Annotated in this window: 16 protein-coding genes; 12 read left to right on the top strand and 4 right to left on the bottom strand. The window is 71.8% G+C overall.

From position 1 onward, the window contains the following. Positions 1-98: 98 nt before the first annotated feature. The 7 genes from alr to tsaD all read left to right on the top strand — a co-directional run bounded on the left by alr (position 99) and on the right by tsaD (position 6,144). Positions 99-1,223 carry an alanine racemase gene (gene alr, locus ACH35V_RS20515; protein WP_395974407.1) on the top strand — a complete coding sequence of 375 codons (1,125 nt, stop codon included), beginning with the start codon at positions 99-101 and terminating at the stop codon, positions 1,221-1,223. 9 nt (positions 1,224-1,232) lie between these two features. Next, positions 1,233-2,306: an alpha/beta fold hydrolase gene (locus tag ACH35V_RS20510; protein WP_395974406.1), complete on the top strand. Its 1,074-nt coding sequence runs from the start codon at positions 1,233-1,235 to the stop codon at positions 2,304-2,306. Positions 2,307-2,311: 5 nt separating this feature from the next. Next, positions 2,312-2,773, top strand: a complete 462-nt coding sequence (gene tsaE / locus ACH35V_RS20505) for a tRNA (adenosine(37)-N6)-threonylcarbamoyltransferase complex ATPase subunit type 1 TsaE (protein ID WP_395974749.1) — start codon at positions 2,312-2,314, stop codon at positions 2,771-2,773. Positions 2,774-2,900: 127 nt separating this feature from the next. Continuing rightward, positions 2,901-3,860 carry a hypothetical protein gene (locus tag ACH35V_RS20500; protein ID WP_395974405.1) on the top strand — a complete coding sequence of 320 codons (960 nt, stop codon included), beginning with the start codon at positions 2,901-2,903 and terminating at the stop codon, positions 3,858-3,860. 66 nt (positions 3,861-3,926) lie between these two features. Then, positions 3,927-4,607, top strand: coding sequence for a tRNA (adenosine(37)-N6)-threonylcarbamoyltransferase complex dimerization subunit type 1 TsaB (gene tsaB, locus ACH35V_RS20495; protein WP_395974404.1), 681 nt, complete (start codon positions 3,927-3,929; stop codon positions 4,605-4,607). Next, positions 4,604-5,113, top strand: coding sequence for a ribosomal protein S18-alanine N-acetyltransferase (gene rimI / locus ACH35V_RS20490; protein WP_395974403.1), 510 nt, complete (start codon positions 4,604-4,606; stop codon positions 5,111-5,113). Before tsaB ends, rimI begins: the two co-directional genes overlap by 4 nt. Then, positions 5,110-6,144, top strand: a complete 1,035-nt coding sequence (tsaD, locus tag ACH35V_RS20485; RefSeq protein ID WP_395974402.1) for a tRNA (adenosine(37)-N6)-threonylcarbamoyltransferase complex transferase subunit TsaD — start codon at positions 5,110-5,112, stop codon at positions 6,142-6,144. Before rimI ends, tsaD begins: the two co-directional genes overlap by 4 nt. A 16-nt stretch (positions 6,145-6,160) precedes the next feature. On the opposite strand, the gene ACH35V_RS20480 is transcribed toward tsaD, so the two are convergent. The 3 genes from ACH35V_RS20480 to ACH35V_RS20470 all read right to left on the bottom strand — a co-directional run bounded on the left by ACH35V_RS20480 (position 6,161) and on the right by ACH35V_RS20470 (position 10,936). Then, positions 6,161-7,099, bottom strand: coding sequence for a phosphotransferase family protein (locus ACH35V_RS20480; RefSeq protein ID WP_395974401.1), 939 nt, complete (start codon positions 7,097-7,099; stop codon positions 6,161-6,163). A gap of 237 nt (positions 7,100-7,336) precedes the next feature. Next, the gene (locus ACH35V_RS20475) at positions 7,337-8,986 is read right to left on the bottom strand and encodes a hypothetical protein (protein WP_395974399.1); all 1,650 of its coding nucleotides are present in this window, start codon (positions 8,984-8,986) and stop codon (positions 7,337-7,339) included. Positions 8,987-9,685: 699 nt separating this feature from the next. Beyond that, positions 9,686-10,936 (bottom strand): SAM-dependent methyltransferase, encoded by a 1,251-nt coding sequence (locus ACH35V_RS20470; RefSeq protein ID WP_395974397.1) that lies wholly within the window; start codon positions 10,934-10,936, stop codon positions 9,686-9,688. Between the two features lie 318 nt (positions 10,937-11,254). Here ACH35V_RS20470 and groES point away from each other — a divergent pair, with 318 nt between their 5' ends. The 4 genes from groES to ACH35V_RS20450 all read left to right on the top strand — a co-directional run bounded on the left by groES (position 11,255) and on the right by ACH35V_RS20450 (position 15,210). Next, positions 11,255-11,566 carry a co-chaperone GroES gene (gene groES, locus ACH35V_RS20465; protein WP_205717442.1) on the top strand — a complete coding sequence of 104 codons (312 nt, stop codon included), beginning with the start codon at positions 11,255-11,257 and terminating at the stop codon, positions 11,564-11,566. Positions 11,567-11,651: 85 nt separating this feature from the next. Further along, positions 11,652-13,277: a chaperonin GroEL gene (gene groL / locus ACH35V_RS20460; protein WP_395974395.1), complete on the top strand. Its 1,626-nt coding sequence runs from the start codon at positions 11,652-11,654 to the stop codon at positions 13,275-13,277. Between the two features lie 344 nt (positions 13,278-13,621). Further along, on the top strand, positions 13,622-14,233 hold the full coding sequence (locus ACH35V_RS20455; RefSeq protein ID WP_131971063.1) for a sigma-70 family RNA polymerase sigma factor: 612 nt from the start codon (positions 13,622-13,624) through the stop codon (positions 14,231-14,233). Next, positions 14,230-15,210, top strand: a complete 981-nt coding sequence (locus ACH35V_RS20450; RefSeq protein WP_395974393.1) for a hypothetical protein — start codon at positions 14,230-14,232, stop codon at positions 15,208-15,210. Before ACH35V_RS20455 ends, ACH35V_RS20450 begins: the two co-directional genes overlap by 4 nt. 23 nt (positions 15,211-15,233) lie before the next feature. Here the strand turns inward: ACH35V_RS20450 and ACH35V_RS20445 are convergent, their stop codons facing one another. Continuing rightward, on the bottom strand, positions 15,234-15,623 hold the full coding sequence (locus ACH35V_RS20445) for a DUF5319 domain-containing protein (protein ID WP_138649375.1): 390 nt from the start codon (positions 15,621-15,623) through the stop codon (positions 15,234-15,236). 241 nt (positions 15,624-15,864) lie between these two features. On the opposite strand from ACH35V_RS20445, the gene guaB reads away from it, so the two are divergent. Continuing rightward, positions 15,865-17,358 carry an IMP dehydrogenase gene (gene guaB, locus ACH35V_RS20440; protein WP_395974748.1) on the top strand — a complete coding sequence of 498 codons (1,494 nt, stop codon included), beginning with the start codon at positions 15,865-15,867 and terminating at the stop codon, positions 17,356-17,358. The last annotated feature ends 444 nt before the right edge of the window (positions 17,359-17,802 follow it).

The following is a 17,802-nucleotide window of genomic DNA, read 5'->3' as shown; positions in this document are numbered from 1 at the left end:
CAGGGAGTGCCGTTGGAGCGCTCCCTGACGGGCCGGACTGGCCATGACCTGGGCCGTGATGCCCCGGGCATGGCATTGAGGGCGGCAGACTGATGGGCATGAACGTTCCAGCGGAGGCGCGCGTCGATCTCGGCGCGATCGCCGGCAATGTCGGTCTGCTGCGCGAGCGCGCGGGGGGCGCCGAGGTCATGGCCATGGTCAAGGCCGAGGCGTACGGGCACGGCCTGGCCGAGGCCGCCGGGGCCGCGCTCGCCGGCGGTGCCTCCTGGCTGGGGGTCGCGAAGCTGGGCGAGGCGCTGCGGCTGCGGGACGCGGGCCTCACCGTCCGGACGCTGGTGTGCGTCGGCGTGCCCGGCGAGCCCTACGAGGAGGCCGTCGCCAAGGACGTCGACCTGACCGTCGGCGCCGGGTGGCTGCTGGACGAGGTCGTCCAGGCGGCGGAGCGGGCCGGACGCGCGGCGCGCATCCACCTGAAGGCCGACACGGGCATGTCGCGCGGCGGGGTCCGCGGCCGCGACTGGGAGGAGCTCGTCGACGCGGCCCTGAAGGCGGAGGCGTCCGGACGGGTGCACGTGGTGGGCGTCATGTCCCACTTCGCCTGCGCGGACGAGCCGGGCCACCCGTCCATCGCCGCGCAGGTCGAGGCGTTCACCGAGATGGCGGCGTACGCGGAGAAGGCCGGGGCGCGGTTCGAGGTCCGGCACCTCGCGAACTCGGCGGGCGCGCTGACGGTGCCCGAGGCCAGGTTCGACCTGGTCCGTCCGGGTATCGCGATGTACGGGCTGACGCCCATACCGGCGCTCGGCACGTTCGGGCTGCGTACCGCGATGACGCTCGTGGCGGACGCGGCGCTGGTCAAGCGGGTCCCGGGGGGCAGCGGCGTGTCGTACGGCCACACCTACCGCACCGAGCGGGAGACCACCCTGGCCGTGGTCCCGGTCGGGTACGGGGACGGGATACCCCGGCACGGGTCGAACCTGCTGCAGGTCCTCGCGGGCGGGGCCCGGCGGACGATCGCCGGACGCGTCTGCATGGACCAGTTCGTCATCGACCTCGGCGACGACCCGCTCGCGGCGGGCGACGAGATCGTCCTGTTCGGGCCGGGCGACCGGGGCGAGCCGACGGCGCAGGAGTGGGCGGACGCGCTGGGCACGATCTCGTATGAGATCGTCACCCGCATCGGGTCCCGGGTACCGAGGGCGTACCCGGGAGGGGCGCTGTAGGAGGCGCGCGTGGGCAGCAGCAGGCGCAGGATCGGCATCGCCGGCACCGTCGCGGGTGTCGGCGCTGCGGGGGTGGGGGCGGCCGTCGGCCTGCGGCGGGTCGCGGTCGGCCGGGTGCGGCTGCGCCCCGACCCGGACGCCGACGAGCCGTTCGGCGAGCTGCGCGGCCGGGAGCTGACCGTCGAGGCGAGCGACGGCCTACCGCTGCACGTCGAGGTGGACGGCCCCGACGACGCCGACCTGACCGTCGTGTTCAGCCACGGCTACACCCTCAACCAGGACTCCTGGCACTACCAGCGCCGCGACCTGCAAGGATCCCTCCAAATGGTGTTCTGGGACCAGCGCAGCCACGGCCGTTCCGGACGCGGCGACCCGCTGAACGCCACGATCGAGCAGACGGGCGAGGATCTGTACGCGGTGCTGAGGGCGACCGTCCGGCGCAAGCAGCCCGTCATCCTCGCCGGGCATTCCATGGGCGGGATGTCGATCATGGCGCTGGCGGACCGGCATCCCCAGCTGTTCAAGCGGCAGGTCGTCGGGGTGGCGCTGGTCAACACGTCCTGCGGGGACATGGCGGAGCTGACGCTTGGGCTGCCGCTGGTGCTGGCGAAGGTCGTCCGGCCGCTGGCGCCGCGGACGCTGCGCGGCCTCGGCCGCCAGGCCGAGCTGGTGGAGCGGGCCCGCGGGCTGGGCGCCGACCTGGCGTTCGTCGTGACGCGGAAGATGGCGTTCGCGGACAAGCAGGTGAGCCCGGCCGTCGTCGGCTTCCTGGAGCAGATGATCAGGGCGACGCCGATCGACGTGATCGCGGAGTTCTATCCGGCGCTGATGGCGCACGACAAGATCGCCTGCCTGGACGTCCTCGGACGCGTCCCGACGCTCGTGCTGGCGGGCGGGCAGGACCGGCTGACCCCGGCCGGGCACTCCCGCCGCATCGCGGACGCGCTGCCGGACGCGGAGCTGGTAGAGGTGGAGGAGGCCGGGCACGTGCTGCCGCTGGAGTACCCGGGCGTGGTGACCGGCGGCCTGCGCCGGCTGATCGACCGCGTCCGGCCGGAGTACGAGGAGGAGCGCACCGCGTGAACGCGATCACGATCACGGTGCCCACGGCGGAGGACATGCGCGAGCTGGGCGTCCGCCTCGCGGGCCTGCTGCGTCCCGGCGACCTGCTCGTCATGACGGGCCACCTCGGGGCGGGCAAGACGACACTCACGCAGGGGATCGGCGAGGGCCTGAAGGTCCGCGGCCCGATCACCTCGCCGACGTTCGTCATCGCGCGGGTGCATCCGTCGCTGGCCGGCGGGCCGCCGCTGGTGCACGTGGACGCCTACCGGCTGGGCGGTTTCGCCGAGCTGGACGATCTCGATCTCGACGCCTCGGTCGAGGAATCGGTGACGGTCGTGGAATGGGGAGAAGGGCTCGCGGAGGGCCTTGCCGACGACCGGCTGGAATTGATCGTTTCGCGCGGGGACGGCCCCGGAGAGGAACGCGAAGTAAGGCTCATCGGGGTCGGTCGCCGCTGGTCAGAGCTGGAACTGGCGGCCGGCTGAGGTCCTTCGGGGGACCTTGATGCCTTTACTGTCCGGCTGGGCAACTTTACGGCAACATGTCGTATTCTTTCCCGGAACGAACCACACGTTCGCGACATATCGATTCTCGCAGCGGGAGTGGGATCCGGTGAGTGGGAGCCATCGCGGCGGCAGTGACCGCGGCACGGGAGAAGCGGGCGGGTACCCCCGCCGTCCGGCCCATGACCCGCGCCGTTCCCCGGCGGCGGGCGGCCGGACGTACCGCAGCGAGACCGGCCCGCACCAGACCGGCAGCGACTCATACGGCTCCGACAGCGGGGGGTACCGGACGGACAGCGGGGGATACCGGACGAGCAGCGGCTCGCATCGCTCCGGCAGCGGCGGCTACAACACGGGCAGCCACCGCGTCGTGCGCGAGCGCCGCCGCAACGGCAGGCGCTGGGCGGTCATCCTCGGCGCCCTCGGGGCCGGGATCGGCGTCTGCGTGCTCGCCGTGTTCGCCGTCCTGACGGGTGTCGGGGCGAGCGACGACCCCGGCGACGGGCAGGCCGTCGGCAGCGCCGCCACCGAGAGCGCCCCGATGCCCAAGGGCGAGCGCACCGCCGTCCCCGACTCCTGCACGATCGTCGGCCAGGCCCTCGTCGACAGGCTCGCGCCCAACGCCGCGCGTACCGAGGCCGACAACTACCAGGGCGACGACCAGCAGAACCAGTGCGTGTGGGGCGCCTACGCGGGCGACGCCAAGCGCCAGCTGACCGTCGAGCTCCGCGCGATCCCCGCCGCCGGAGCCCAGACGCCCACGGACGCCGCCCGCGCCAAGTTCACCTCGGAACGGACCGCCGACGAGTCCGGCAAGGGGCTCCTCGCGGGTCAGGAGCTCACCGACAAGGCCCGCCTCACCGATGTCGGTGACGACGGGTACGTCGTCTACAGCGTCGACGACGGGCAGGGCTCGGGCGAGGCGATCGGCAACGTCCGGCTGGGCAACGTCCTCATCACCATCCACTACTCCGGCTCGGACGACGGCGAACCCCTGTCGTCGCAGAGCGCCAGAAACGGTGCCGTCGACGTGGCGAAGGCCGTGATCCAGGGCCTCAACCGGTCCTGACCCACGGTCATCTGACCCGTCGCCTGACAGCCGTCGCGGCGGACGGGACCTGTAGGCTTACAACCCGTGCTGGTCTTGGCTTTCGACACCGCGACCGCCGCGATCACCGTGGCGCTTTACGAGTGGACACCAGGTGAGGGCGCCGTGCGGCGCGGCGCGGCCGACGCGGTCGACCGGCGCAGGCACACGGAACTGCTGACCCCGTCCATCGCGAGCGTCATGGCGGAGGCGGGCGCCGCCCCGGACGATCTCAGCGCCATCGCCGTAGGCGTCGGGCCGGGCCCCTACACGGGACTGCGCGTCGGGCTGGTCACCGCCCGCTCCATGGGCGAAGCGCTCAGCATCCCGGTGCACGGCATCTGCACGCTGGACGTCATCGCCTGGGCCACCGGACTGGACGAGCCGTTCGCCGTCGCCACGGACGCCCGCCGCAAAGAGCTCTACTGGGCGCGCTACCACTCGTTCCGCGCGCGCGCCACCGAGCCTGCCGTGGGCCCGCCCGCCGACGTCCTGGACGGTGCGCCGCACGGCCTCCCCGTCGTCGGCGAAGGAGCCGCCCTGTACCCGGAGATCTTCGGCGAGTCGGGGCACGAGCCGCTGCTGCCCGCCGCCGGCGCGCTCGCGGAACTGGCCGTCGCGCGCCTGGCCGGGCTGAAGGGCCCGGCCCTCCTGCCGCCCGAGCCGCTCTACCTCCGCCGTCCGGACGCGAAGGAACCGGGCCCGCGCAAGAAGGTGACGCGGGCGTGAGCCCGCACGAAACGGGGCGCGTCGTCCTGCGGGCGATGTCCGGCGCGGACGTCCCCACCGTCCACCTGCTGGAGCAGTCGCTGTTCCCCGAGGACGCGTGGAGCGAGGAGATGCTCACCGGCGAGCTCGCCGACCAGCCGCGGACGCGCCACTACGTCGTCGCGGAGGCGCCGGGCGGCGAGATCGTCGGCTACGCGGGCCTCGCCGCGGCCGGCGGCCAGGCCGACGTGCAGACGATCGGCGTCCGCGCCGACCAGCGCAAGTCGGGCGTCGGCGCCGCGCTGCTCGCCGAGCTGCTGGACGAGGCCGCCCGCCGGGGCAGCGAGGCGGTGTTCCTGGAGGTCCGCGCCGACAACGACGCGGCCCGCCGCCTGTACGAGCGGTTCGGCTTCGCGGAGGTCGGCATCCGCAAGCGCTACTACCAGCCCTCCGACGTGGACGCGATCGTCATGTGCCGCAAGCTCCGCGACCGTCCGCCGATGGGCTTCACCAGGGAGAACACGTGATTTCGGACGAGCCGCTGGTGCTCGGCATCGAGACGTCCTGCGACGAGACCGGCGTCGGGATCGTGCGCGGCCACACCCTCCTCGCGGACGCGATCGCCTCCAGCGTCGACGAGCACGCCCGGTTCGGCGGCGTGGTGCCCGAGGTCGCGTCCCGCGCCCACCTGGAGGCGATGGCGCCTACGGTCGAGCGGGCCCTCGCCGACGCGGGCGTGGCGTTCACCGACGTCGACGCGTTCGCCGTGACGGCCGGGCCGGGCCTGCCGGGCGCGCTGATGGTCGGCGTCGCCGCCGCGAAGGCGTACGCGCTGTCGCTCGGCAAGCCGCTGTACGGCGTCAACCACCTGGCCGCGCACGTGTGCGTCGACCAGCTCGAACACGGTCCGCTGCCGAAGCCGTGCGTGGCGCTGCTGGTGTCGGGCGGGCACTCGTCGCTGCTGCTGGTGCCGGACGTGACGGGCGACGTCCGCTCCCTCGGCGCCACGGTGGACGACGCGGCCGGGGAGGCGTTCGACAAGGTCGCCCGCGTCCTCGACCTGGGCTTTCCCGGCGGGCCGGTCATCGACCGGATTGCCCGCGACGGTGACCCGGCCGCGATCGCGTTCCCGCGCGGGAAGTACAAGGACGGCACCTACGACTTCTCGTTCTCCGGCCTGAAGACGGCCGTGGCGCGCTGGGTGGAGGCAAAGGAACGCGCGGGTGAGCCCGTCCCGGTCGCGGACGTGGCCGCGTCCTTCCAGGAAGCAGTCGTGGACGTCCTGACGCAGAAGGCGCTGAAGGTCTGCAAGGACAACGGCGTCCACGACCTGCTGATCGGCGGCGGCGTCGCGGCCAACTCGCGGCTGCGGGCGCTCGCGGCGGAGCGCTGCGAGCGGGCGGGGGTGCGGTTGCGCGTTCCGCGCCCGAAGCTCTGCACCGACAATGGCGCGATGGTCGCCGCGCTGGGTTCCGAACTCCTCGCCGCCGGGGCGTCCCCGTCAGCCCTTGAACTCCCGGCTGATTCGAGCCTCCCGATCGAATCCGTCCTGCTCTGAGGCTCTGGGCCTGGCGTCAGCAGTCGGCCAGGAGCTTGGAGAGGTAATCCTCGTAGAGGGGCACTTGGGCCTCGTCGATGACCCGCGTGTCGTCTTCGGGGAGGAGGTCGAGGAGGCTGCGGACGTCCCAGTAGGGGTCGTGCGGGTAGCCGCCGGAGACCTGGTCGAACGCGGAGAGGAAGCGGTCGGCGATGCCGGGCCCGTACCGGAGGGCTAGGCCGCGGCGCATGTGGGCGATGTCGACGGCGATCGGCCCGGACGAGGCGTCCGACCAGTCGACCACGCCGGTGAGCTTGCCGTAGGACCAGAGCGTGTTGTCGGCGTGGTAGTCGCGGTGGATGAACCGGACGGGCGCCTCCGGCGCCGGCCGGGACGCGATCTCGTAGGCGCGCTCCCACAGGGCGGGGCGGTGCGAGTGCTTGGGCGGGCAGCGCTCGTCCAGCCGGTTGTGCGGGACGTACGGCGGCATCGTGGACGCGCCGTTCAGCGTGTGCACCGACAGCAGCGCGGCCGCCAGCTGGATCAGGTACTCGGGCAGGTCGTCGGGGGACGGGCGCGGCGGGTGGCCGGTGAGGCGGGTGATGAGCAGCGCGGGGACGTCGCAGTAGGCGCCTGCGGGGTCGGCGGCGACGAGCGCCGGGGTGGGGATCTCGGACGCGGCGAGCAGCGCGAGCGCGGCGATCTCGCGTTCGGGGGAGAACTCGGTGCCGTGGGGGCGGCGTGCGGTGACCGGTTCGCTGGACGTCCAGCGGCGCAGGACGAGCCGGTGCGCGCTGCCGGAGCGGCTCTCCACGAGGAGGGCGTGGTTGGCGTGCGCGCTGCCGCCCGCGAGCGGCCGCACCATGCGGACCTCGGCGCCCTTGCCCAGACATTCCTCGACCCAGCGCAGGGTTGCGTGGCCGGGTGGAGCGCCGGTCGGCAGGACGGGAGCCGGTGTGCGAGTCACCTGATCCATGAAAACGGATTCCGAAGGGTATTGGGAGTGATTTTGCGAAGACGGAACGTAACAAGATGCACGTCATCGCGGTGCTATGGCGGAGCACCTCCGGTCTTTGCGGCGGTTTGCCGGACAAACGTCGCGGATTCCGGTGGGTATCCGAATACCCCCGGGAGTGGATCGCTTGGGCCCCAGCAGCAGACCGGGTGGGGCCTGAAGCGGCCCCACCCGTCCTAATAGCGATGTCGGGCGCCGCTAGTCCTTTGACTCGCGGCGGGGACGGAGCAGTGCCTCGGCGAGGGCGAGCATCGTCTCCTCCAGGGTGGACAGCCGCTTCAGCACGTCCTCGTGCACGGCGTTGACCTGCTTGGAGACGTCGTCGTGGACGCCGTCGACCTTCCGGCCGACCTCGTTCTCGACGTGCGCGACCCGCTTGGCGAACTCGGCCTGCGCGGTGTCGGCGCGGCGGAGGGCCTCGTCCTGCATGCCCTCCACGCGCCGCGCGAGCTCCTCGTGGACGCCCCCGACGTGCCGCGTGACGTCCTCCTGCATGTTGCCGACCTGCTTGGCGACGTCCTCGTGGATGGTGCCGACCTGCCGCGTGACGTCGGCGTGGATGTCGCCGATCCGCTTGCCGAAGTCGTCGTGGACGCCGCTGACCTGCCGCGACACCTCGGTGTGGACGGACTCGACCTGCTTGGTGACGTCGGCGTGCACCGACTCGACCCGGCGGGACACGATGTCGACCTGCGTGGTGAACTCCTCCAGCGCCCCGTCGACCCGCTTGGCGACCTCCTCGTGGATGCCCTCGATGCGCTTGCGGACGTCGTCGTGCACGTCCTCGAACCGGCGGGAGAACTCGTCCATGCGCTTGGCGACGTCGCTGTAGGCCGTCTCGGCGATCTGCGACATGGTCGCCCTGACCTCGTCGCGGTCCGGCCGGGCGCGCAGCTCCTCGACCAGCGGGTCGACGGCCTCGGCGAGGTGCTTCTCCAGCGCGTCGAAGCGGTCGGCGTGGTCGGCCGGGGCGCGCTGCACGAGCTCGGCCAGCAGCCGGTGCACCTCGGCGATCTCCAGCGTGGCGGGGAGCCGGGCGATCCGCTCGCCGACGCCGTCGATGCGGCCGTCGATGCCCTCCAGCCTGCCGTCCAGGCCCTCCAGCTTGCCGGACAGCCCTTCGAGGCGGCCGTCGACGCCGTCCAGCCGCCCGTCGAGGCCGTCGAGCCGGCCGCCGACGCCCTCGACCCGGCCGTTGACCGCCTCCAGGCCCTGCTCCATCCGCTCGGCCATCTCGCCGAGCGCCTGGTCGACCCGCGCCGTGACGCCGTTGATCGAATGCTCGAGCCGCTCGGACCGGTGCCCCAGCTCCGCCAGCGACTTGTCGAGCCGGTTGAACCGGACGGACGCGGCCTCCATGCTGCCCTGGAGCTTGTCGAGCCGCTTGGTCATCTCGTCCATGCGCTGCGACGCCTGCTGCGTGGCGTCGGTGATCTGCTGCGCGGAGTCGAGGACGGACTGGATGCGGGCCAGGCCCTCGTCGACGTTCTCGGCGACGACGCCGACGTCGGCCCACAGCGCGGGCAGCTCGGCGACCGGTTTGACCCGCTCGCCGAACGCCTCGAGGTGCTCGGCCAGCCCCTCGATCCACTCCGGGGGCTTGCCCGCCATCTCGTCCATCTGCCCGCGGACGGTGTCGAGCTGCCCGGTAAGCCCGGTCAGCTCCCGCTCGCGGACCTCGCGGAGCAGCCACTCCATACCTTCGAGCCGCTGGCGAATCTCGTCCAGGACCTGACCCTGTGAGCGCTGTTCATAGACGTGGTCCTGCGCCGCACGGGCGAGCAACTCCCGCATCCGATCCGAGACCGGTTGACCCCCCGTCTGCAGGAAGTTGTGATTCGTTTCCACCCGATGCTCCTTCGTGTGCCGGCGCGACGAAATGACGCACGGCAATGAATCTCTGGAGAGGCCACTGTAGTGCGTGCGGGGGGCGCCTATAACGGGGAGCAGAGAACATTGTGAGTTCTGTGTAATGTGCCTGTTACCCGGCTGGGGCGAATAGCGAGAGTTCTCCGGCGGCAAGGCATTTACCCGCTTTGCGGCTATCGTGCCGATTGTGGTGATGAGCGCCGTGGACGGGCGCTGGAGCGGCGGTCTCAGGCCGGTGTTCTGTCCGTACATCTCGTCCGACATCGGCAGTTGGCGGACCGCCGCCGCTCACGGCCGGAGCGACACGTGTCCGTGGAATGTCATGCCGTCCGGCGGGGTCCGGGCCATTTATGAGGCGTATTCGGAAGCGCGGAAGTCCCGGCCGCCGAACCTGACTTGGTGTTTTTCGGTCTCCCCATCCCGGCGCGCCGATTTGCGCTCGGCGTTACCGCCTTGCCGGGCGCCCGCAATCTCTGGTGAACCGATGCCGGAAAGCGAAGATGATTTGCCCGGACGTGGCGCGTCGCCCGGTCTCGCTTGGCGCGGCCGGGCGGCGGGAAGATCTTTGGACTCGATCCCCGCCCCCCGCCGTTCCGGGCGGGTCCCGGGTTCGCGCGGCGTCCCCCGGGTCGCGCGGCGTCCGGGTCGGGCGGGTCCCGGGGGCGCGGGTCGCGCGGGTCAGGAACGGGGGACGGGACGGGTGAGGAGGGCGACCGGATCCCGCCCCACGCGGGTCACCACCAGCGTCAGCTCCCCGGCCTTGCCCCGCGACGTGCGGCGGCCGCCGAAGCCCAGGTCGCGGCGCAGCCGGTCGACGTCGACCGCCGAACCGCGCTTCTTCACGGTGAGCACGCCGATGTCGCGCCGCCGCAGCTCCGCGCGCAGGCGCTTGACGGAGAACGGCAGCACGTCGTCGATCTCGTACGCGGACGCGAACGGCGTCGGACGCAGCTCGTCGGACGTGACGTACGCGATCTGCGGGTCGGCGAGCCCGCCGCCGACCAGCGCCGCGACCTCACCGACCAGATGGGCGCGGATCACGGCGCCGTCAGGCTCGTACAGATAGCGGCCCCATGCGCGGACGTCCGGGACGTCCAGGCCCTGCGGCGTCAGCGTCCACGCACGCGTTTCGGCATCGGAGTGGGTGTCGGACGGAAGCAGAGTGGCTCGCCGACTAACGTCCCCAGCGAGTTCGCCAAGCCACAAGGCCGCTTCCTTAACGTCCCCGCCCACGGAGACCCACTCTGCTTCCGCACCGTCCGGGACGGCCTCGTGCGGAATGCCCGGCGCGACCTTCACGCACGCGCCCGGTGCCCGACTGGCCTTGTCCAGGACGACGTCCAACGGCGGCTCATACGAGCGAGGATCAAAGATGCGGCCTCGTGCCGTGCGACGTCCAGGATCGGCAAAGACGGCATCGAACCCGCCAGGGTCCTCCCCGCCAGGGTCCTCCTCAGCCGCATCACCCACGCGCACAGAGACGAGACCGTCCAGCCCCAGGGAAACCACGTTCGCCCGCGCCACGTCAGCCGTCAGCGGGTCGATTTCCACACCTTCCCCAACGAGACCCACGTGCGCCCGTGCGATGAGGTCGGCGCCTATCCCGCAACCCAGCTCCAGCACACGCGCGCCAGGCAGACGGTCAGCGAACCGTCGCGCGCGATGCGACGCCACACTCGCGCGGGTCGACTGTTCGAGCCCCGCCTGGGTGAAGTACATGCGGCCTGCGTCGTCGCCGAACTTCGCCCGCGCCCGCTCGCGCAACCGCACCTGCGTGAGCGCGGCGGCGACGAGCGCGGGATCGTGCCGTTCGCGGAGCCTGGACGCCGTCGCGAGCAGACCGTCCTCGCTCACGTCCAGCCTCGCCGCCTCGTCCAGCAGCGCCTGACCGGACGGGCCGAGCAGAGCTTGGAACGACGCGCTGTCCATAGAAGGACGTTAGCGATGTCCAAGCAGCGAAGACGGCGGCTCCTGCCCGGGACCCTGTTCGCGCTGCTGGCGGCGCATGAAGTTAGCCTGCGGTGAACGCGGGCAGACGGCTCCGGGGCGTCTCCGTGTCCGTGTTGACTGCTTACCGGGCACGGAATAGTCTCCATGACTGGCACTCTCCGAGGGAGAGTGCCAACAACAGCGACGAAGGTCGGTCTGGCACCCGCGACGACAGGCCGGTCCAGGGTCGCCTCTTCTGTCACATGTGCTGGCCGGCCCACCTGTGGCCGGCCGAGGACCAATCGAAGGGGAGGTCAGATCGTGACGACCGCCACCAAGGTTGTTCTCAAGCCGCTTGAGGACCGTATCGTCGTCCAGCCGCTTGAGGCCGAGACCACCACCGCGTCGGGCCTGGTGATTCCGGACACCGCCAAGGAGAAGCCCCAGGAGGGCACCGTCCTTGCCGTTGGCCCGGGCCGCGTCGACGACAAGGGCGAGCGCGTCCCCGTCGACGTCAAGGTCGGCGAGGTCGTGCTCTACAGCAAGTACGGCGGCACCGAGGTCAAGTACAACAACGAGGACTACCTCGTCCTCTCGGCCCGCGACGTGCTCGCGGTCATCGAGAAGTAATCACCGAGAACGTGATGCACCCGCCCCGGTCGGCGCCGCCTTCGGCGGGCCGGTCGGGGCGGATCGCGTAAAGAGGAGTATCCGCATGGCGAAGATCCTGGAGTTCGAGGAGGACGCTCGCCGGGCTCTTGAGCGCGGCGTCAACGCTCTCGCGGACGCCGTCAAGGTGACGATCGGCCCGCGCGGCCGCAACGTCGTCATCGACAAGAAGTTCGGCGCGCCGACGATCACCAACGACGGCGTCACCATCGCCCGCGAGGTGGAGCTGGAGGACCCCTACGAGAACCTCGGGGCCCAGCTCGCCAAGGAAGTGGCGACCAAGACCAACGACATCGCGGGCGACGGCACCACCACGGCGACCGTCCTCGCGCAGGCGATGGTCCGCGAGGGCACCCGCAACGTGGCGGCCGGCGCGTCGCCGCTCTCGCTCAAGCGCGGCATCGACGCGGCCGCCCAGTACGTGTCCGACCAGCTCCTCAAGTCGGCCCGCGAGGTCGAGGAGAAGAGCGAGATCGCGCACGTCGCGACCATCTCCGCGCAGGACCCGCAGATCGGCGAGCTGATCGCGGAGGCGTTCGAGAAGGTCGGCAAGGACGGCGTCATCACCGTCGAGGAGGCCCACACCATGGGCCTCGAGCTGGAGTTCACCGAGGGCCTCCAGTTCGACAAGGGCTACCTGTCGCCGCACATGGTGACCGACCCCGAGCGCATGGAGGCCGTCCTGGAGGACGCCTACGTGCTCATCGTGGACGGCAAGATCTCCAACGTGCAGGAGTTCCTGCCGCTGGCCGAGAAGGTCGCCCAGACGAAGAAGCCGCTGCTCGTGGTGGCCGAGGACGTCGAGGGCGAGGCGCTGGCCCTGCTCGTCGCCAACAAGATCCGCGGGACGTTCCTGTCCGTCGGGGTGAAGGCGCCGGGCTTCGGCGACCGCCGCAAGGCGATGCTGGGCGACATGGCCACCCTCACCGGCGGCCAGGTCGTCAGCGAGGCCATCGGGCTCAAGCTCGACTCCATCGGCCTGGAGGACCTCGGCCGCGCCCGCCGCATCACCGTCACCAAGGACGCCACCACCATCGTCGACGGTGAGGGCTCCGCGGACGACATCACCGCCCGGATCAACCAGATCAAGGTCGAGATCGAGAACTCCGACTCCGACTGGGACCGGGAGAAGCTGCAGGAGCGCCTCGCCAAGCTGGCCGGGGGCGTCTGCGTGCTGCGCGTCGGCGCCGCCACCGAGGTGGAGCTGAAGGAGAAGAAGCACCGCCTGGAGGACGCCATCTCGGCGACCCGCGCGGCGATCGAGGAGGGCATCGTCGCCGGCGGCGGCGCCGCCCTGGTGCACGTGGCCAAGGAGGGCTTCGACACCCTCGGCCTGTCCGGCGACGAGGCGACCGGCGCCGAGGCCGTCCGCCGCGCGCTGGACGAGCCGCTGCGCTGGATCTCCGAGAACGCCGGCCAGGAGGGCTACGTCGTCGTCTCCAAGGTGCGCGCGCTGCAGCCGGGCCACGGCTACAACGCCGCCACCAACGAGTACGGCGACCTGGTCGCGCAGGGCGTCATCGACCCGGTGAAGGTGACGCGCAGCGCCGTCACCAACGCCGGCTCGATCGCGGGCATGCTGCTCACGACCGAGGCGCTCGTGGTCGACAAGCCGGAGGAGGCCGAGGAGGCCGCCGGCGGTCACGGCCACGGCCACGGGCACGGCCACTGAGCCGGCCCTTCGCCGGACGGATCGTCCGGAGACCAACGGCAGACCCCCGTCCGTCCGGACGGGGGTCTCGCCTTTTGGTGCTCGACATCCTGTCCATTAGTCATTGAGCTGTTTCCACCTGTTTGCCCGACTGTGGGTGGGTAGAAATCGAGAACAGTCCGCTGTTGACCGGCTACTCCACGTAGTAATCCCAGGACTGCTCCAGCACTGTGACCATTCCGTTGTAGAGGACGGTGGAGACACGCCCGGCCGTGCTGGGCATCATGCTTGACGTGACCGAGGGATGCTACGCCGGGACCATGACCGCGAGCGCCGCCGAACCCTCGGGAGGGCTCGCCCCTCCGATGCCCCACGACACCGGCCGTGGGATAAGGGTTCTGCGCGCGGCGAAAGCGGCCGACGGTGACCTCAGAGAGCTGACCAGCCTCGCCGTCCAGGGCGACCCGGGGGCCATCGAGGTCCTCATCGCCGAGGTTCGCCCCATGATCGTCCGGTACTGCCGGGCCCGTCTCGGACGGGTCTCCGGGCAGTACCACATCGCGGACGACGTCGCCCAGGAGGTCTGCATCGCCGTCCTGTCGGCCCTGCCCCGCTACCGGGACATGGGCCGCCCCTTCGCGTCCTTCGTCTTCGGCATCGCCTCGCACAAGATCGCCGACGCGCTGCGCAGCGCCGTCCGCGCGGCCGTGCCGACCGAGGACCTGCCGGACGGCCCGGACGACCGTCCGGGGCCCGAGGAGACGGTGGTGCGCTACATCGAGGCGCAGCGCGCCCGCGACCTGCTCACCCGCCTTCCCGACCACCAGCGCGAGCTGGTGCTGCTGCGGGTGGTGGCGGGCCTGTCCGCCGAGGAGACCGGCAATGTACTGGGCATGTCCGCGGGGGCTGTACGGGTCGCGCAGCACCGGGCTCTGGCCCGGCTTCGGGCGATGGCCAGAGAGGAGTCGATCGCTTGACGGAGCGCGGCCCCTTCACTGGCATGCGGGGCGCCCCGGGTCCGGCCGAGCCTTCGAACTCCGGCGGTTCCCCCGCGCCGGCGAGCCTGCCGCAGGCGGTCGCCGGGACGCCGGCGGACCTCAGTGCGGTACGCCGCACGGACGCGATCATCGACTCCCTGGCGGCCCGGCGCGCTGCCGGCTCCGCCGCCCGCGCCCCGGCCCCCGAGGCTGCACCCCCAACGCCTGACCCCGAAGCCGGCGGCTCGACGCCCGAGACCGCCGCGCCCGAGCCCAAGGCCGTCCCTCCGGCCGGCGCCGAAGCGGCCCGCCCGCGCCAGGCCGACGACCCCGACCCGGCCGTACGCCTGCTGCGCGCGCTGATCACCGACGTGGACGACCAGGCCCCCGGATCCGGTGCCGGCTCCGAACCGGCCCCGCCCGCCCCGTCCGGTCCCGGCTCGGGTTCGCGCCGCCGCGGCCCCCGCACCATCGTGGCCCTCGGCGTGGCCGGTGCCGTCCTCGCCAGCACCGGCGTCGCCGCCGCGGGCGGCGGCGTGACGGACCGCACCGCCGCGTCCCCGCCGCCGAGCTCCGCCGGCGTGACCGACGACCCGGACAAGCCCGCCGACACCGACGCCGGATGGCACGAGGACCGGCCGCGGTCACCCGTCCGTCCCGTCCCGGCGCCTCCCGCGCAGCGGAAACCCGGCGACCAGCGGAACTACGAGCCGATCAAGACGCGTCCACGGCACCTGTTCCCGCCCCAGCGGCACCCCCGCCGCCCGGACCGCCCGGACGCCCCGTCCACGACGGTCTACGCCACACCGCCCGGCGGCCCCGAAGCCCAGCCCCAAACCGGCGACCGCCCCCAGTCAGACGAAGGCACCCGCCGCCACCTGAACGACCTCCGCGACCGCTCGCAAAAACGCGCGAACCAGTATCAATACCCGTACCGCCCCAACAACAACGAGCGCCGCCCCCCACCCCCGAGATAAACACTCGAACGCGACGGCGGACTTCAGTTCTCGTCGCGGCCCTCTTCGCTGTCGATGACGCCGTCGACGTAGCCGCGGGCGTACTCCCAGCTCACGTAGTCGACGGGATCGGGGGCCAGGGCGGGTTCGTGGACGCGGGGAAGGCCCTCGTCGAGCAGGTGGCGCAGGTTGCCGTGCAGGAGTTCCCAGTCGATGTAGTGGAGCTTGCCGCAGTCGCCGCAGTCGACGGTGAGCCCGCGCACGCCGAGCGGTTCCAGCAGGGCCCGAAAGACCTCCAGGTCGGCGAGGTCGGCCAGCACGTCCTCCCGCTCCGTCACACTGAGCGGAGCGGTGTCGTCGCCCGGGTCTCCGAGCGCCGCCGCCGGGTCCTCCGGGTCGCCGGCGAACGGGTCGAGCGGAGCATCGTCGTGCACACACCCACGCTACTGCTACGCGCCCGACGCGGTGCACCCCCCTGTCTTCTCTGTGCGTGAACAATCACGGGGCGTGCGCGCGAGCGGGAATGTACAGGGCCGTCGGGCTTGTTGCGTGATGTCATCAAGGCCACGTGGCCGCCGTCGGCAAAGCCCGTCCGGCCGCGGGTTCACGCCCTACCATGGGTACAGGGTCGCCGTGACCTGGCCCGATACCGCCACCACTTACGGGAAGGTAGTCATGAACCCCGCCGAGCCCGACAAGTTCCTTCCGCAGGGCCTGACCTTCGACGACGTGCTCCTGCTGCCGGGCTACTCCGACCTGCAGCCCGGCGAGGCGGACACCACGACCCGGCTGACCCGCAGGATCTCGCTGCGCATCCCGCTGGTGTCGGCGGCGATGGACACGGTGACCGAGGCCCGCACGGCGGTCGCGATGGCGCGGCAGGGCGGCATCGGCGTCCTGCACCGGAACATGTCGATCGAGGAGCAGGCGGAGCAGGCCGACCGGGTCAAGCGCTCCGAGGCCGGAATGATCACCAACCCGGTGACGTGCCTGCTGGACGCGACGCTCGCCGACGTCGAGGAACTCTGCGCCCGCTATCGGATCTCGGGCGTGCCGGTCACCGACGTAAGGGGTGTCCTGGTCGGCATCGTGACGAACCGGGACATGCGTTTCGAGTCCGACCCGTCCCGTCCGGTGCGCGAGGTCATGACGCCGATGCCGCTGATCACGGCGCCGGTGGACGTGACGCGCGACGAGGCGTTCCGGCTGCTGGCGGGCAACAAGGTGGAGAAGCTCCCGCTCGTGGACGCCGACGGCCGCCTCAAGGGCCTGATCACCACCAAGGACTTCACCAAGAGCGAGCAGTACCCCGACTCCACCAAGGACGCCGACGGACGGCTCCTCGTCGCCGCGGCCGTCGGCGTCGGCGAGGACGCGATCCGCCGCGCGCAGGCCCTCATCGACGCCGGCACCGACGTGATCATCGTGGACACGGCGCACGGCCACTCCAAGGGCGTCGCCGACACGATCGCCACGATCAAGTCGAACGCGGGAGTCGAGGTCGTCGGCGGCAACATCGCCACCTACGCGGGCGCGAAGGTCCTGGTGGACGCGGGCGCGGACGCGGTCAAGGTCGGCGTCGGACCGGGCTCGATCTGCACCACCCGCATCGTCGCGGGCGTCGGCGTCCCGCAGCTCACCGCGATCTCCGAGGCGGCCCGCGCCGCCCGCGAGGCCGGTGTCCCTGTCATCGGCGACGGCGGCCTCCAGTACTCCGGCGACATCGCGAAGGCGATCGTCGCGGGCGCCGACACGGTCATGCTCGGCTCCCTCCTCGCGGGCGTCGAGGAGTCTCCCGGCGAGCTGATCTTCGTCCACGGCAAGCAGTACAAGTCGTACCGCGGCATGGGTTCGCTCGGCGCCATGCGCAACCGGGAGCGCGGCGGCTCCTTCTCCAAGGACCGCTACGCGCAGGCCGACGTCAGCGCCGAGGAGAAGCTGATCCCCGAGGGCGTCGAAGGCCAGGTCCCCTACCGCGGCCCGCTCGCCAACGTCGCGCACCAACTCGTCGGCGGCCTCCACCAGTCGATGTGGTACGCCGGCACCCGCACGATCCCCGAACTGCAGGAACGCGGCCAACTCATGCGCATCAGCCCCGCCGGCCTCCGCGAAAGCCACCCCCACGACATCCAAATGACCGTAGAGGCCCCCAACTACCAGGGCCGCTAACCCCACGACACCCACCACACCCGCCGCGCCGCCACGCCCGCCGCCCGCTGGCCCACTACGCCCGGCTGTCGTTTTACCGCGTCTGCCGCGCCGCTGTGCCTGCCGCGCCCGCTGCGCCGCCATGCCTGCTGCTTCGCCGCCCCCCAGCCGGCCGCGCGCGCCACGTTTGTTGCGTGCGTCGCGCCTGCTGCGCCGCTGCCCCCAGGCGCGCTACTTGCCACGCCCGCGTCCCGGCTGCGATTGCCGCGCCGCGGCGCCCACCACGCCTGACGCTCCAGCGCGCTTGCTGCGGCGCCACGTCTGCCGTGCTTGGTGCGCTCGCCTCGCGGGTGCGCGCGTTACGTTTGTTGCGCGTGTCGCGCCTGGTTGCTCGGCCTGTCGCTCTGCTGCGCCCGCCATGCTTGCCGTGCTTGTCGCCGCTGCTTGTGTCTGTTGCGCTTGCCG

The organism is Actinomadura sp. 1N219, from assembly GCF_044326405.1.
Lineage (GTDB): Bacteria > Actinomycetota > Actinomycetes > Streptosporangiales > Streptosporangiaceae > Spirillospora.
This window is presented reverse-complemented; position numbering and strand designations above follow the sequence as displayed.

What these genes read in the sequence shown, in the direction of transcription:
- alr (WP_395974407.1), top strand. Translation starts at nt 99, where the DNA reads ATGAACGTTCCAGCGGAGGCGCGCGTCGATCTCGGCGCGATCGCCGGC.
- ACH35V_RS20480 (WP_395974401.1), bottom strand. Translation starts at nt 7,099, where the DNA reads ATGGATCAGGTGACTCGCACACCGGCTCCCGTCCTGCCGACCGGCGCT.
- ACH35V_RS20470 (WP_395974397.1), bottom strand. Translation starts at nt 10,936, where the DNA reads ATGGACAGCGCGTCGTTCCAAGCTCTGCTCGGCCCGTCCGGTCAGGCG.
- groL (WP_395974395.1), top strand. Translation starts at nt 11,652, where the DNA reads ATGGCGAAGATCCTGGAGTTCGAGGAGGACGCTCGCCGGGCTCTTGAG.
- ACH35V_RS20455 (WP_131971063.1), top strand. Translation starts at nt 13,622, where the DNA reads ATGCCCCACGACACCGGCCGTGGGATAAGGGTTCTGCGCGCGGCGAAA.
- guaB (WP_395974748.1), top strand. Translation starts at nt 15,865, where the DNA reads ATGAACCCCGCCGAGCCCGACAAGTTCCTTCCGCAGGGCCTGACCTTC.